The 15180-nt window shown below is 58.3% G+C and carries 12 protein-coding genes; 5 read left to right on the top strand and 7 right to left on the bottom strand.

Features of this window, described 5'->3' with window-relative positions; genetic code table 11:
- Positions 1-34 precede the first annotated feature (34 nt).
- Positions 35-709, bottom strand: a complete 675-nt coding sequence (gene tsaB, locus AC5DB9_RS11590; RefSeq protein WP_272990405.1) for a tRNA (adenosine(37)-N6)-threonylcarbamoyltransferase complex dimerization subunit type 1 TsaB — start codon at positions 707-709, stop codon at positions 35-37.
- A gap of 93 nt (positions 710-802) precedes the next feature.
- Between tsaB and mobA the strand changes: the two genes are divergently transcribed.
- Positions 803-1396 (top strand): molybdenum cofactor guanylyltransferase MobA, encoded by a 594-nt coding sequence (gene mobA / locus AC5DB9_RS11585; RefSeq protein WP_272990408.1) that lies wholly within the window; start codon positions 803-805, stop codon positions 1394-1396.
- A 9-nt stretch (positions 1397-1405) separates the two neighbouring features.
- Here mobA and AC5DB9_RS11580 read toward each other — a convergent pair whose 3' ends face one another.
- The 3 genes from AC5DB9_RS11580 to AC5DB9_RS11570 form a co-directional block, all read right to left on the bottom strand.
- Positions 1406-1792 (bottom strand): hypothetical protein, encoded by a 387-nt coding sequence (locus AC5DB9_RS11580; protein WP_272990410.1) that lies wholly within the window; start codon positions 1790-1792, stop codon positions 1406-1408.
- Between the two features lie 30 nt (positions 1793-1822).
- On the bottom strand, positions 1823-3991 hold the full coding sequence (locus AC5DB9_RS11575; RefSeq protein WP_272990413.1) for a multiheme c-type cytochrome: 2169 nt from the start codon (positions 3989-3991) through the stop codon (positions 1823-1825).
- Between the two features lie 74 nt (positions 3992-4065).
- Positions 4066-5805, bottom strand: coding sequence for an arylsulfatase (locus AC5DB9_RS11570; RefSeq protein ID WP_272990416.1), 1740 nt, complete (start codon positions 5803-5805; stop codon positions 4066-4068).
- A gap of 164 nt (positions 5806-5969) precedes the next feature.
- Between AC5DB9_RS11570 and AC5DB9_RS11565 the strand changes: the two genes are divergently transcribed.
- The gene (locus tag AC5DB9_RS11565; RefSeq protein WP_169530728.1) at positions 5970-7052 is read left to right on the top strand and encodes an MBL fold metallo-hydrolase; all 1083 of its coding nucleotides are present in this window, start codon (positions 5970-5972) and stop codon (positions 7050-7052) included.
- 26 nt (positions 7053-7078) lie between these two features.
- Positions 7079-8194: a glutathione S-transferase family protein gene (locus AC5DB9_RS11560; RefSeq protein ID WP_272990423.1), complete on the top strand. Its 1116-nt coding sequence runs from the start codon at positions 7079-7081 to the stop codon at positions 8192-8194.
- Positions 8195-8204: 10 nt separating this feature from the next.
- Here AC5DB9_RS11560 and AC5DB9_RS11555 read toward each other — a convergent pair whose 3' ends face one another.
- The 3 genes from AC5DB9_RS11555 to AC5DB9_RS11545 are packed head-to-tail and all read right to left on the bottom strand — an operon-like array spanning position 8205 to position 11807.
- A complete protein-coding gene (locus AC5DB9_RS11555) occupies positions 8205-8852 on the bottom strand; it encodes a TetR/AcrR family transcriptional regulator (protein WP_272990426.1) in 648 nt (215 codons plus the stop codon).
- Between the two features lie 17 nt (positions 8853-8869).
- Positions 8870-10510, bottom strand: coding sequence for a sulfatase-like hydrolase/transferase (locus AC5DB9_RS11550; RefSeq protein WP_272990430.1), 1641 nt, complete (start codon positions 10508-10510; stop codon positions 8870-8872).
- Between the two features lie 22 nt (positions 10511-10532).
- The gene (locus AC5DB9_RS11545) at positions 10533-11807 is read right to left on the bottom strand and encodes a DsbA family protein (RefSeq protein ID WP_272990432.1); all 1275 of its coding nucleotides are present in this window, start codon (positions 11805-11807) and stop codon (positions 10533-10535) included.
- A gap of 135 nt (positions 11808-11942) precedes the next feature.
- On the opposite strand from AC5DB9_RS11545, the gene AC5DB9_RS11540 reads away from it, so the two are divergent.
- Entirely contained in the window at positions 11943-14303 is a 2361-nt protein-coding gene (locus tag AC5DB9_RS11540) for a TonB-dependent receptor (protein WP_273010042.1), read from the top strand.
- A gap of 29 nt (positions 14304-14332) precedes the next feature.
- Positions 14333-15076, top strand: coding sequence for an SDR family NAD(P)-dependent oxidoreductase (locus AC5DB9_RS11535; RefSeq protein ID WP_272994077.1), 744 nt, complete (start codon positions 14333-14335; stop codon positions 15074-15076).
- Positions 15077-15180 lie beyond the last annotated feature (104 nt).

Raw genomic sequence — 15180 nt, 5'->3', positions numbered from 1 at the left:
ATAAGCGTCCTTGTTAGTGATTAGAGGGTCGTGATTACGCTTTTTGCCAGGCAACACTGTCGCGCAGGTAGACCGGCTGAGCCTGTTCGGCAGGCAGCAATTTGCCTGCCAGATAATCGCGTTCGGCCAGCGTCAGTGCTGATGCAGCATGGGGTAGCACCGAGGTATCAAGCCTTGCAGGTGCTGCGCCATCAAACCGCTCAGCGTATTCCCAGCCCTCACCCAAACCCACGTCAACCGCAGCCAAGTCGCCAACCGCAGCGGGCGCGAGCAGCGCATCATCACAAACGGCCTCGACAAAGCCATTCCGGCAGACATAGCGACCCACATAGAGTTCATCCATACGAGCATCAAGTATCGGCATCAGCAAACTACCCTCATCGGGCTGCTCGGTATTCATATAGTGCTGCGCCATGGACGCCAACGTCGACACCGGCAGCACTGGCAAATCCGCGGCAAAAGCCAGCCCCTGCACCGTGGCGATGGCAACGCGCAAACCGGTAAACGACCCCGGCCCGGCGGTAAACGCCAGACCGTCGAGCTGGGCGAGCGTCACTCCCGCAGAGGACAGCATCTCGTCCACCATCGGCAATAAATACCGGGTGTGCGCCCGGGGCAACATGCGGAAGTCTTCACGAATTTCGCCGTCGCGCAGCAGTGCCACCGAGCAGGCTTCGGTGGCAGCGTCGATGGCTAGCAGGCTGGTCATGGCGTGTAGTGTCTCGGCAACATCTGGCAAAAAACGCTGGCATCATAGCACAGCCACCGCCTACCATCGCGACACTGGGTAGAGGATTTCAAGATGCGCTCAAACGGGCATTTCATCGCGCAAGACGGTCTCTCGCTGCTGATTCTGGCTGGGGGACGCGGCGAGCGCGTCGGCGGCCAAGACAAGGGACTCTTGAACTGGCAGGGGCGCCCCCTTATCAGCGCCGTGCACGAATGCTATGCGCCGCTGGCCGATGAAGTGCTGATCAGCTGCAACCGCAATGCCGAGCGCTACGCGGATTTTGGTACGCCGCTGGCCGACGTGCTAGCTGATTATCCGGGCCCCTTAGCAGGTATTCTCCGCGGCCTGCAGGCCGCGCGATACCGGCAGCTACTCATTGTCCCCTGCGACAATCCCCAGCCACCCGACGGGCTTTACCAACGATTGGCTTCAAGCCATCCGCAAACGCCTGTGCGCTACGCCCACGACGGCGAGCGCGGCCAGTATTTATATGCCCTGCTCGAACGCCGCCCGGAACTGCTGACCAACCTTCAGGCATATCTGGAAGTGGGGAAGCGCAGCGTGTATGGCTGGTATGAACAGACTCAGGCCGATGCGGTAGACTGCCGCGATATGGCCTCACAGTTTCGCAACCTCAATCAGGCCGACGCCTTTGAAGCGCGCTGACCCCAAAGATCAGCGGGCCGCACCGAGCCGGGAGTTGAGACGCGCAGCCAGTAACAGAATCGCGGCGATCACCACTTCCACCGCGATCATGTCCACTGTCAGCGCCGCGCCCTGAGCCGCCCAGGCAATCAATCTAAACAACGCAGCGCTACCCAGTGTGGTCGCCGCGACATAGAGAAACACCGGCGCCTTGCGCCAGACGCCAAGCAAGACCCACAGCCCACCCGTGAAAAAGAAGGCCCCGAAACCCCCAATCTGCGAGCTGCGCCCCACCCCGTCTGACAAGACCATACCCAATGTATCGGCAGCCGCCTGTGGATCAATCAGCCAGCGCAGTCCCAGCAGCATAAATAACAGCCCAATCCCCCACAGCAGACCACTTAGCAATTTTTTCATTTTCTTATCCTTATCTGGCGGTGTTTTTTTCTATTGGGTGGGCCGAGCAAGCTGTCTGCGCAGACCTTGTTCAATCGCTGCAGCTCGACGGTCATCCGGCGCCAGCGTTCGCCAGCGCAAAACGTGGGGCAACGCCTCAGCCGGTAACTGATAATTCACCGCATACAGACTGAGTAATTCCACTAGCTGGCGACGCTCGCCCTGTCGTTTCAGAGCTTGTTCAAGCGCCGTTATGGCCGCCAGGGGCTGTCCGGATTGCTCCAGCGCCACCGCTTGGGCATACACGTAATCACTGTTCATTGGCGCCAATGTCACCGCGTGACTAATCGCGTCAAGGCCGTCATCAAGCTTACGCTGACGGAAGTAGCTCATACTCAGTGCATAGGAAATCGCAGCGTCATCCGCTTGTTGCCGTGCGGAAAGCAGTATCTGTTGGGCCTTTGCTTCGTCGCCACGCTGCCGGTACAGGTCCGCAAGATTGATCGAGGCCGGCGAATACGACACATCAATCCGCAGAGCCTGCCGGTAGGCATTTCCTGCTGCCTCCTCATCGCCGAGTGCCAACGACAAATTCCCCAACGCAATTTGCGATGCCGGATGATCGGCATTGCGCCGCAAGGACTGCCGGTATTCTTCCGCTCGCCGGGACAGGCGCTGACGATCCGCATCACTCAGATCTCCCCGGACCAATCCTTCAGCCAGCACCCGGGCAACCGCCAGCCTCACCGATTTGACCGGCTCATCCAGATGGGGCAACAGCATCAGCAGGCGGTCATCCAGAGGCAGACGTTCAAGAATCTCCACCGCCGCCCGCTGTAGGGCGGGGTCATGACTCCGTAGCTTGCGACGCGCAAGCTCGGTCAGCGCGGGATCATCCATCTGCGCCCCCAACGCCGCCATCACCCTGGCCTGACGAAAGCGGTGTCCATTGGCAGTGGAAACATAATCCAGCAAACGGGGCAGCGCCGTGATCTCGCCGCGATCGAGCTGGTGCAGCCACAGTGACACAGCGTCTGCCTGCGTTGTGCTTCCCGGCATTCCGGCAATCAGCCAGTCGGGGCTTTTATCGACATGACACTGGCTGCAGGCATTGGGCACGCCAATCGCTTTACTAAGGGCCGGGCTGGGAATACCGAAACGGTGATCGCGCCTCGCGTCCACGCCCATATACACTGTTGCGGGCATGTGGCAATTCACACATTGCGCACCGCGGCTGTGTTCCAGGTGACCGTGATGCGCGGGCCGATCGTAATGATCGGGCAGATGACACTGACTGCACAGTGCGTTGCCCTCCGCCCGCAGTGTCAGTGAGTGTGGATTATGGCAGTCGCTGCAGACCACCCCCGCGTCGTGCATCTTGCTTTGCCGAAAAGACCCCGCGACAAAGACCTCCGCATCAATCTGACCATCGAGGTGATAAAGCGGTGTATTCGGCAACATCAGGCTGAGGTGATCTTCAAACTGCGAACCCGGTTGCCAGCTGTCGATACGAGTACCCAGACTGTGGCACTGGCCGCAGGCGGAAAGCTGGCCGCCATCGGGCTGGTCCCGACGCCGGGCAATACTGGCCTTCTCGGGCAGATACCAACTGCCCCGCTCCGCCAGCGTCGCCGCAAAGCCCGAATGCGCCACCGACGACGGCTGCTGATTGCGCAGCCACTGCTGGTGACCTTCTGCATTCCCGTGGCAGGCCTGACAGCTCACATTGACGAATTGCCAGTGGGTGTCAAAACGGTTCTGCGCAGTGTCATACCCCTTCTCTACCCCGGTGGAATGGCATTCCGCACAACTGGTATTCCAGGTAAACGCGTAGTGATCCCAGCCCAGATCGGAATCCAGTCCGTACCAACGCTGACCACCTTCTGCCGCACGGCGACTGTCCCAGGCAACAGGCAGGGCCTGCAAACGCCCGCCCGGCAGGTCGACCAGATACTGTTGCAAGGGATACACCCCAAAGGTGTAGCGAACATCGAGTGGGCGTTCCGGCTGATCCGGCGCTGTCAGGGCAATCTGGTAACGCCCTTCGGCTCCCAGAAAGCGATAGCGCACACCGGCATGCGTCAGCGATTGGCCATCGAAATTGCCCAGTACTGTATTTGAACTGGCGGGCTGCATGGCCTCGGCATGCTGGGACGCCTGCCACTGGCTGAACTGTACCTGATGGCAGCCAGCACAGCTTTCTGGCTGATTGACCGCCAATGAGAATTCGGCACGGGCAGTGCCACAAAACAAAGCAATAGACAGCCAACAGGCTGCGATAACATGCCGCACCATTATCCCCGCAGCCGCTTACGCCGCCAGAGAAGCCCGCCGTACACCAGTACGAACAGCAGCAACCCTGCCGATAGCCACTCTGTTTTTCTCGCCATAATCGAATTCCAACTCACTTGCTGAAGCTGATCATAACCATCCGGCACGGCCAATACACCGTTGCGCCGAGCATAATCCTCATAATCGGCCAACATGGTGGCCAGACGCTCCGGCATGCTCTCACTCAGGTCTCGGCTCTCTCCCGGATCACTGACAATGTTATATAAATGCCAGCGGCCGTCTCCCGCAGGAGGAAGGTTTTTCACCAGTTTATAGTCACCCTTGAACAGCGCGGCATTGCCACCCAGTTCGTAGCCAAGCGCATCGTCTTCCCCCCGCACGCGCTCACGTTGGTCGGCGAGCACCGGCAACAAGCTCTTGCCAGTGGGCTGATAGTAATCGTCTCCCGGCGGCGCAGCGCCACTGAGGTCTAACAACGTCGGCACAATATCAGTCACATGGGTAAGCGCCGGTGACTGCCGCCCCGGTGCTGCAACGCCGGCCCCGGCAATAATCATCGGCACTCTCAGCCCACCTTCCCCAGCATAGTATTTGTAGTAGGACAACGGCGAGGCCGCCGCACTGGCAAAGCCGGGACCAATCACCACATAGCTATCGCGTTCACCCAAGGTGCCATAGTCAGTATTGAAGCCCATGGCCTTCATCCACAGCACAAAAGGCAGGCCAAAGCGGGCGACCGGGTCGGCGGGCTCAGGGCCGTTATCCGACATGAACACAAACACGGTGTTGTCGTATTCCCCCAGCGCTTTCAGATGCTCGACCAAACGGCCTATGTGGTGGTCCATCGCCTGCACCATCCCCGCATACACCGCCATGCGTCGCGCCCAATCGCGCTGCTGCGCATTACTGAGCGCCGTCCAATCCGCCGTGCTATTCATTGCAGTCAACGCGGTGGAAGGCGGCACTAACCCAGCCGCCACCGCTGCCCGGTAGCGCTGCTCGCGCAGTGCCGACCAACCCTGCTGATAATGGCTTTCATACATGGCCCGGTACGCGGCGGGCACCTGTACGGGAATATGCACGGCCTGAAACGCTACGTAGGAAAAAAACGGCTGACCATCGCCATGTTGACTATCAATCTGCGCTATTGCCTGGTCGACGATGTATTCCGAAGAATAAAACTCATTCGGCAACTGATGGGGTTGCCCGTCCTTGTACCACTGCGCCGTACGGTACATGGGCAGATAGGGGCGCTGGGACCAGTTATCTGCACCGCTGTCTGCCAGAATCACACTGCGCTCAAAGCCGCGCTGATCTGGCAAACGACTCGCATCCTTGCCCAAATGCCACTTGCCCGAAACATAGGTGTGATAACCGTGTTCGCGCAGCAGTGTTGCCACCGTCTGCACCTGATGAGACAGCACGCCATCATAGCCATTGCGGCCCCGCTGACTGGGTGGCATGGCCTCGGGAATATTCGGCACGCCGTTCAGGTGACTGTCCACGCCGGTCAGCAGCATTGCCCGGGTCGGTGCGCAGCTTGCCGCCACATGGTGGTTGGTGAAACGAATGCCGTTATCTGCCAGTGCCGCCAGACTGGGGGTGGCAATTTCGCTGGCAAAGGGCTGAATGTCGGTAAAGCCGAGATCATCGGACAGAATCAGCACAATGTTCGGTGGCGCCGCCTGTGCGAGCACAGGCGCCATCAACAGCAGGCCGCAGTATAGGGTTCGCCTCAGCACAGGCATGTCCTCGTATCGTTATTGTTATGCATTACTGCTTGCGTCGAGCGCCGCCGGCCTGACGTATCGGCGGCGCCCACACAATTATTTACACAATGTAAACTTTAATGCAGAATGTCGCAAACTGTCCAGTCATGGCCATTAATAACAACGAGAATAATCCAATGACAACACGTTCCAAATTCGGCCTGAGCCTCCTGCTATTATTCGTCGTCAGCGCAGTATTCATCTGGCAAGCCGGCAACCAGCTCGTTTTACGCGCTATGCAGCGCCAGGTTGAAGGCACTCTCAGTAACCACTTTATGAGTGAATTACCCGACGGTCTGCATGTGTACATCTGCGGGGCAGGCTCGCCGATTCCCGACCCGCACCGCGCTGGTCCCTGCACTGCGGTTATCGCAGGCAAGCAGCTTTACATCGTCGACGCTGGCAGTGGCAGTATTCGCAATCTCGGCCCAGCAGGGCTATCTGCGGGTCGTGCCAGTGCCGTGCTACTCACTCACTTTCACTCCGACCATATTGATGCGCTGGGCGAGCTTTCCGTTCAGCGATGGGCAGGTGGCCATCAGGCCAAGCCGTTGGATGTCTACGGCCCACCAGGGGTAGAACAAATTGTCGACGGTTTTAATCAGGCTTACGCCCAGGATACCCAATACCGCATCGACCACCACGGCACCAAAACAGTATTGCCCTCCGGCGCCGGACTTCTCGCCCGCCCCTTTGCGGCAATTAACAACGGGGAGCGCTCGCTGCTTCTTGAGCGGGACGGCTTGCGCATTACCGCCTTTGGGGTCGACCATTATCCCGTACCCAATGCCGTGGGTTATCGCTTTGACTACAAAGGCCGCAGCGTGGTGATTTCCGGCGACACCCGCAAAAGCGCCAATGTTCAAGCCCTAGCAGAAGACGCAGACCTGCTACTTCACGAAGCGCTATCACCACAATTAGTGAATGTGATGCAGCGCGCCGCCAGTGCCGTGGGAGTCGAGCACATGGCCCAGATTTCCGAAGACATACTCGACTACCACACCACCCCGCAGCAGGCCGCGGACATTGCCCAGGCCGCCGGGGCGCACTACCTGGCACTGAACCACATCGTTCCTGGCCTGCCGCTGCGCTACCTGGAAAAACTGTTTATTCAGGGAAGCGCTGAGCACTACAACGGCCCCATCAGCATTACCCGCGACGGCGACTTCTTCAGCCTGCCCGCCAACAGCACGGCTATTCGCACAGACTCCCTGCGGTAAATCCATTACTGAATTCGGACGCCACTATGCCTCAGCAAGACTATATTCTGATCGCCACCCAATATTCCTACTACTCCGCCAAGGTCCGCGCCTGCCTGCAGTACAAACGCCTGCCCTACACTGAGCGGGCGAGCAATTTTCAGGCTCTTTTTCAGGAAGTGATGCCACGCACCGGCGAAGCCAAATTTCCGGTGGTGTTCTGCCCTGACGGAGAGCTGCTGAACGACAGTTGCGATATCGTCGAAACCCTTGAACGACGTCACCCTGAGCGCCCACTGACGCCCGACGACCCGGTACTCAACGTGGCTTGCCTGCTGCTCGAAACGCTCTGCGATGAGTTTTTTGTCGCCCCGTTCATCTACTACCGCTGGATTCCAGAAGACACTCGCCAGTGGGCACTCGGTATGTTTCAAAAGGTCTTGCACACCGATCTCGACGACGCCGAACTGCGCGCGCAGTCCGAAGGGGTCTCTGAACTGGTCGCCGAAGGTATTCAGGCCAAAGTGCGCAAACTGGGACAGGACCGGGACGAGGTACAGGCCCTCAGCAGAAAGCTCACCCACCGCATATTGGACACACTGGAACAGCGCCTGAGTCAGCAGCGTTTCCTGCTTGGCAACCGCCCCTGCCTTGCCGATGTAGCAATGATGAACGGCCTGTTCGGCCATCTGTATATGGACCCCTGCGAGGCCGGGGAACACCTGCGGCGCCACTGCACGAAGCTGTCGATGTGGATGATGCGTATGCACGCTGCGGCGGGAGAAGCCAGCGATGGCGAATTGTGCAACGATCCGCAACTGCCTGCATTTCTCGCCAAACTCGCAGCGCCATTTGCCACCATGGCCGAGACCACATGGCGGGCCGTCGCCGAGGGTATTGCCAGCAATGACAGCGACATTCTCCCCGCGTCCTTCGGGCCGGCACCAGCGAGCATTGAGGGCGTTGAGGTAACTGCGGCCAGTTCGACCTATGTGGCCTGGAAATTACAGCGGGTAGCGATTGCCTACCGGACGCTGTCAGAGGAACAGCAGCACCGTGCCGACATCCTGCTTGCCGACACCGGCTTTTTGCCCCTGCTGAAAAGCACGATACCTTGGCGGCTGGAAAAAGCGGGCACGGCCATCCGTCGGGTCGCCGCGTGATAGCCCTGGATTATTTGCCGGATTTGCGAAATGCTGGCGGCAGGCCCGCCGACTCACCGGACTTGAAGCGCCGCAGCATCCACAACAGCAGCTCAAGCGCGCTGTCTTCATCCATCTCGCCATCGCTCACCAAGCTATAACTGCCCCAGAACAGCATGTCGATCATGAAACCAATTTGCCGCCGCTGATCATCGGCCAATTCTACGCCCACCAGGCCCGGTATTGCGGCGGCAGGCACATCGGCGCTGAGACGGCGAATCATACGCGCCGCTTTGGCAATGGGTTCATTGGCGTTATAGGGGGTGAACAGAATCGTCCACAGGGCACGCACCCGCCCGGCAGACAAGTCCTCGTGATAGTGACGGTGCTGCGCCTGTACCGCCTGCTCAATATCGCTAGGCTGCTGATTAAAATCGGCCTGCGAGTCCTGATACAGACTGCCAAACAAGTACTTGATGGTTTCCAGCAACAACTCATCAATGGCCGTAAAATGCTGGTAGATCAGTTGGCGACTCACCTCGGCCCGCTCGGCCAGCGAAATCATGGTCAGCCCCGACCAACCCTGCTCGTCAACAATCGACGCCGCCGTGTCCAGTAGCTGCTGTCGGCGCTGCTGCCGATTCAGGTAATTCCGCTTTGCCGTTTTTTTCTCCGCCATATCAGCGTGGTGTCCTGTCAGTTTGGCCAGTAAATATATTCATCGTCTGCCGAGGCCGGGTCAGCCATGGTTTTATCAATCAGCACGGGCAGGCTGACGATTGAGGGCCAGCGCGAAGGCTGCTGCTGGCGGTTGTGTTCGTCCAGTTGCGCGGCCATGTCAGCTACCTGCTGCGGGTATTCTGCGGCAAGGTTCTGTGCTTCCAGCGGATCGTCCTTGAGATTGTACAGCCAGATTTTACGCGGCTTGGGCGAGCGCATCAGCTTCCAGTCACCGGCACGCATGCCCTGATAAGCTCCCTCCCGCCAGAAAATCGCGTCGTGGGGAAGCCCCTGAATATCGGCGTTCACATAGGGCAGCAAATTCACGCTGTCCATCACCCGGTCCTGGGGCAGCGCGATACCGGCAGCCGCAGCCACTGTGGCAAACACGTCCAGATGGGAAACCGGCGCATCATACTGCAAGCCCGATGATAGCTGCTTCGGCCAGCGCAGATAAAACGGCACGCGCACACCTCCCTCAAAAAAGCTCAGTTTCCAGCCACGGAACGGTGCGTTCAAGTCCGGCAAACCCAGATAGCCCGGCGCACCGTTGTCGCTGGTAAAAATCACCAGGGTATTGTCGTCGATACCGTTGTCTACCAAGGACTGCATCACCCTCGACACACTGCGGTCGAGTGCGCGCAGCATGGCACTGTACACGCGCAGGCGATGATCCTGAATATGCGACAGCGCATCGTAGTCAGCTTTCAACGCCTGCAATGGTGAGTGCACGCCCCAGTGGGCGAGGTATAGGAAAAATGGTCGATCCTTATTTGCCGCGATCGCACTCACCGCTTGATCGGTATAGTAATCGGTCAGGTAGCCGCTGGGGGCAAAGGGCTGGCTACCGTTATAGGACGCGGCATAACGCATTCTCAGCCAGATCGCCCGGTCCAGCGGATCGAAATCCTGCCGGGCATTGACCACCTGCGGATCATCCACTGGCAGGTACAGACCGCTCTCCATAAGCAGGCTTTCATCGAAGCCTTGATGCTCGGGACGCATGCCCTGGTCCCGCCCCAAATGCCACTTGCCAATATGCAAGGTGTGGTAACCCGCTGCCTGAAGCTGCTCTGCCAGCGTAATTTCCTCACCCGGCATGCCCATGGACTGAAACGGCGGCAAGCGATCTACCGCCGCCATATCCACCTCGGGCGAATGCAGAGCGCCGGGGGGTTGCGGCAATATCTTGAACATTTTGGCGAAGCTACGCGGCGCCGGGGTGAACTCAAAGCCAAAGCGCGTGGAATAACGCCCGGTCATCAGCATCGCCCGGGACGGCGCACAAACGGCATTGCCTGCGTAGGCGCTGCTGAACGACACACCCTGTCTGGCCAGAGCATCAATCGCCGGGGTGGGCAGGGTCGCCTGCTCACCCCGGTGAAAGCTGATGTCGTTAAAACCCAGATCATCCGCCACAATCAGAATGACATTGGGGCGCTGATCGCCGGGCGCGGCCTCCCCCTGCCGCCAGTGAACCGGCTGATTCTCTGCCACCGGGTGCCGGAGATTATCCAGTCCGATCACCGCCCGCAGCAGCCATTCGCCGCGATGAGGCCAGACCGCGGCCACCAGCAGTAACAGTATCAACAGCATTGAGAGCAGGATTTTTTTCATTATTATTTCCTAGCGTTGTGATTCAATCAGACGGCATTGCGCGGCGCTGCAACTCATCCAGCATCCACATGCGATCATTCCCCCAACTGGTGAACTGCCCGAGGCGAAAACTCGGCACGCCCCAAAATCCCATATCCAGCAGCGCATCGAGGTTATTCTGGGCATAGGCAGGCAGCGGCTCGGTCAGACAGCGCTGCGCGGCGGCCCAATCGATACCCACCCGCTGGCAGACTGTTCGCAACCCCCGGTCTGTAGCCAGGTCAATGGCCTCTGCCCAAGCGCACCGCCCCGCTTCCACCAGGAAATCGAGTTGCTGCGGCGGGCTCTCTGCCAGACTGAACACTTTCAAACAACGCAAAGCGCCTTCACCGATAGGGTCACTGATCAGCCCGAAAGGAATCCCCAAACGCTTTGCCTCCCGGCCCGCGTCGTGAACAATGTACATACGCTTGGCCAGGGGAATATTAAAGCCACGCATGGCCATCGGCAGGACCGGTCGCACTGACAGGGGCAACGTCATGGAGGACAAGCGACGCTGCAACTGCACGGCAGCCAGATAGGAATATGGGCTGCGAAAACTGAAAAAGAACTCCAGTGGCGTCCCGGCCGATGGCGTCTCCCCAAGGTCTGCTTTATTCGCATGGCAGAGCAAGGTCAGCGGGCCCTCATACAGCCCTGCCCGATTCAGAGCTGCCAGCAGCGCATCGACGCGATCGACACCCCAGAACCAATCGCCGCGAAACTGCCACATTGCAGGCAGGTAGTGCCCCAGCCGTTCGCGTCGCAGGTTATTGGCCTGCAATGTTTCTTCGACGTCAGTTGCCGATTTGGTGTCGCCAACGGGCAAGTCGCCTTGTCCGGAAAACAACACACTGGCCGCTTGCCACTCACGCCGTATGAAATCCTCAAGGGAGTCGGCCGCCATCAGATAAGCGTTAGCCTGAGTCGTTAAAGCGTCATCAGGCGGGCCGTTCATCGGCACGGTTTGCAGCCCATACGCCGAGGCCAAACGCGGCACATCGTTCAGAGCAAAGCGCCGCTGCTTGTCAATTTCAGGGTAGATGGGGCTTTGCTGCTGGGAGACCAGTCGCAGGCGAATCGTTAACTTACTCTGCGCCTGCAGTCGCGGCAGCAACTGCGCAGCCAGGTGTGAATGCGGATCGCCCACCGCATAGTAAAACTCCAGCTCATCCTGCGCATTCTCACGAGCCGCACGGCGCGACTGCAGCAGCGCATATCCGCCCGCCACCCCCTGAATGATACGGGCCTTACATCTCGCCTTAGTCGGCATTGTCATGGCACACCATGTTTTTTTTTATTCAACAGAACGATACTAGCAATTTTATTTACACAGTGTAAACCCTGTGATAGCGTGGCCCAAAATAACAACAAATCGGGCCGCAGTCGGCGCCCGGATAAGAGGGACTCCGCCATGACATCTTTTCGCAAAAAATCCTTCTATAGCAGGCCAAAACTGCTTGGCACGGCACTGACACTGGCCGTTAATCACGCCGCGCTGGCTGCGCCCCAGCTCGAAGAAGTGATCGTTACTGCGCAGAAGCGTTCCGAGAATCTCCAGGACGTGCCGGTCGCGGTGTCGGCGATCACCGCCGATCAGCTCGACGACATCGGTTTCAATGATATTGCCGACATCGCTGCCCAGGTGCCCTCGCTGATTGTATTGACCAATATCAGTCCGCTGTCGGCCACCTTCCGCATCCGCAATATCGGCAATGCCGGGAACATCCCGACCTTCGAACCGGCTACCGGCCTGTTTATCGATGGCGCATTTCGATCGCGCTCCGGGATGGGTATTGGCGACCTGGCCGATGTGCAATCGGTGGAAGTCCTCAAGGGGCCGCAGAGTACCCTGCACGGTAAAAACGTCACCGCCGGGGTGATCAGCGTGACTACCAAAGCGCCCAGCGAAAGCCTTGAGGGCATGGTGGAAGCCACTCTCGGCAGTGACAATCTGCAACAGCTGAAAACCTCGATCAGCGGTCCTTTTAATCATTGGTTGCGCGGGCGGCTAAGCCTGGTGGAAACCCATCGCGATGCGTGGATTGACAACACCGCAGGTGCCGACAGTGACACCCTGGACAGCCGCGCCATTCGCGCCCAGTTGCAGGCCGACTTCAGCGACCGGCTCAGTGCCCGGCTGATTGTCGGCTATAGCGAGAAAGACATGAACCCGATGAGCGGCGATGTCTATCTGAGCGAAGCGGCCCGGGAAATTATCGCCAATGCTGGCGGCCGCCTGAGCATTGCCAATGATCCCACCGACCGCAAAGTGGAATATCGCGATAACACCACCTTCGACAGTGAAAGCAACGATGTCATCCTTAAACTGGAATACGCCTTCGACAAGGTGACGCTGACAGCCATCAGCAGCTACGACGACTACGAAAGTGCCAATGGCGTGAACGATGTGGAACAGCAAAGCCTGCAGCTTGCCGACTTCCTCGATGTACAGAACGGGCACTCGTTTTCACAGGAACTGCGTTTTGCGTCCAACGACAATGCTCGCCTGAACTGGCTGGCCGGCTTGTTCTACTACGAAAATACTTTTATCCGCGGTGATCGCGAACTGCCGGAATTTATTGCACAGCAGGATATCGCCGCCTATGGCGACGCGGTATTTGACTATCAGGTTTCTCAAGGACTGCTGCCGATTAACCTCCTACCGTTGACCATCCCCGCGCTGGGCGTTGCCGGTGATCGCGGCGACTACTACGTTAAACAGCAAACTGAAAGTCTTGGCGTCTTTAACAAATACGACCTGATGCTTTCAGAGCAGTGGCAACTGTCACTGGGTCTGCGCTATTCCTACGAGAAGAAACACGGTCGCATCGACCAATCCAATCAGCTATCGGCGCTGGGCTGCGTTCCGCCGCTGAATACCAACCTGCTATGTAGCGTTACCCCCGACGGCAATAACTACGATGACACCCTCGATTTTGAAGCGGTCACAGGCTCGCTCTCAAGCAGCTATTTTCTCAGCACTGACACTATGCTTTATGGCGCAATTTCCACTGGCTTCAAGGCCGGAGGCTTCAGCCTGCAGAACGGCACGGCCACCGACGAATCTCGTCCCTACGGCGAGGAGAACGTCACCAATTACGAGATCGGTCTGAAGAGTGAGTTTCTCGACAAACGGGCGCGAGTAAACGCGGCAGCTTTTTACACCGAGTATGAAGACTTTCAGAATGCCAGCTATGCCGGTCTGATTTTCGTGGTGAACAATGCCGAGCTGGTAACGGTTAGCGGCGTAGAAATCGACTCCACTTTTATCCTCACGCCCTCGCTGGTCGCCAATATCAACCTCGCCTACATTGATACCATTTACGACGAATACACTGGCGGACAGTGCTACTACGGTAGAAATCCAGACAACGCATTGGGGCAGTGCGACCTCAGCGGCGAGAGCCTGCCCTCAGCGACCCGATTCAAAGGAAATATCGCCCTGAACTACTACCGCCCGCTGTTTTCCGGTGAGTTCTATGCGCGACTAGACTACCTCTACAACGGTAGCGCCAATAACAGTGCCTCTCTGGACCCCCGCGCCGAAACCGAGGCCTACGGCATCACCAATCTTCGTCTGGGATGGCAGAATGCTCAATGGGATATTGCCATATGGGGGAAAAACCTGAGTGATGAAGACGCTATCGCCCAAACCGCACCGGCCAATGTCCACACACAAGTCGATCGCAATATCGGCGCAAGCGAGGGCTCCTATCAGGCCTTCACTATTGCGCCGTTCAGTGCTGGACTGACCGCGCGCCGTTACTTCTGACCCGCCACCGCCGTAAACAGGAGAAAAACGTGTCTCACACTCTGATCATCACCGGTGCCAGCGCAGGCATCGGCAAAGCGCTTGCATGGGAATTCGCCAAACGGGGTTGCCGACTTGGACTCACAGGACGGCGTCTGGAAGCGCTGGAAACATTGCAAGTCGAACTGCAGCAGCAGACTGGTGTCGAGGTCCACATCGCCAGACTGGATGTGGACGACACCGACAGCGTAGAACTCAGCCTGCTCGATTTATTCGCGGCACTGGGCGAGGTAGACAGTGTGATCATCAATGCCGGCATCAACAATTTCACCCGTGTCGGTCACGGTCAGTTAGCTGACGAAACAGCCATTATCCGCACGAATCTACTCGGTGCCATGGCCACCGCCAACGCTGCAGTGGCTTATTTCCTGAAGCGCGGGCATGGTCAGATTGTTGGCATTTCTTCATTGGCCTCCCTGCAGGCCATCCCCAGCCAAGCAGCCTACTGCGCCTCCAAAGCTGGAATTTCCATGTATCTTGATGCGCTGCGCATTGAGCACAAAGATAAGCATATCGACGTCACCCAGATACGACCCGGCTTTATCAAAACCGAGATCATGGAGAACATCGACCGCTACCCCTTCGCCATTTCAGCTGAAAAAGCCGCAAGTGAAATGGCGAAGGCGATTCTCGCGCGTCGGAAAGATGTGTTTGTGCCCCGTTTTCCCTGGACACTGTTCCGGCCACTGTTGGGCCATCTGCCCGACCGAATCTGGCAGCGCTTCAAATCCTAGACGCACCGCCGTGTCACACTGCGCCGAAATAGCGCACCGCTTTTTTGCTTCGCGCACGAAAACTGCGCGAGCACCCCACAAGCCCACCCGACAGACCATCTTCA

This window comes from Spongiibacter sp. (genome assembly GCF_984394615.1).
Note: the sequence above shows the minus strand (reverse complement) of the source record. Positions and strands in the feature narration are given on the sequence as shown.